This is a genomic window from Aeromonas sp. Prich7-2, from assembly GCF_017939255.1.
GTDB lineage: Bacteria > Pseudomonadota > Gammaproteobacteria > Enterobacterales > Aeromonadaceae > Aeromonas > Aeromonas caviae.
In genome coordinates, this window is record NZ_JAGKRI010000252.1 from 1 (window position 1) to 583 (window position 583).

The 583-nt window shown below is 54.2% G+C and carries 1 pseudogene; it reads right to left on the reverse strand.

Annotation, left to right across the window (positions count from 1 at the left end):
- Window positions 1-429, reverse strand: a pseudogene (locus tag J9892_RS21475) (IS4 family transposase); the annotation flags it as partial.
- Window positions 430-583 lie beyond the last annotated feature (154 nt).

Genomic DNA, 583 nt, shown 5'->3' on the forward strand with positions numbered 1-583 from the left:
ATTGAATCGGCCCGGGAAATGTTCTGCCAATTGCGGATGTAACGCGAATGACGACCCGTCCTGCAGCAGTACCTGCTCAAAGCCTGCCAGTCCGTGGGCGTCCGGTAGACACTCCTTGAGGCGTAAGGCGATGGCTCGTTCAACCAATGCGCGCATGAACAAGGGAAAACCCTGCTTGCGTAACTGGTTGTGAAAGGGTTTATACGCTATTTGGTCAGTATCATGGAGCTGCAACGCATTGAAATGGCGATGCAAACCAGCAATACCATCCACCTTGTCGCAACCAAGCCCTGAGAGCAGAGCCGGGAGTAGTCTCGCAGGCTGGATATCCCGGAGTCGCTGACAAAAACCGGTAAATTTACCGATCCGGTTGAGTTCAGAAGAGCTAAGAAGTTGCTTGAGGTACTGGGTTGCATTGATAATAGTCATGGCTTCGGGGTATCTATTCACCAGGACGGGGTTGACGGCATCAGTTCTGCCGGGATGGGATAATCTGTCTTCTCGATGCACGCCCTGACCACGGCCCTCAACCACTCCTGTGGGCAGCGGCCCAATCGCTTGCCGGTCTCCACCAACGACAGGA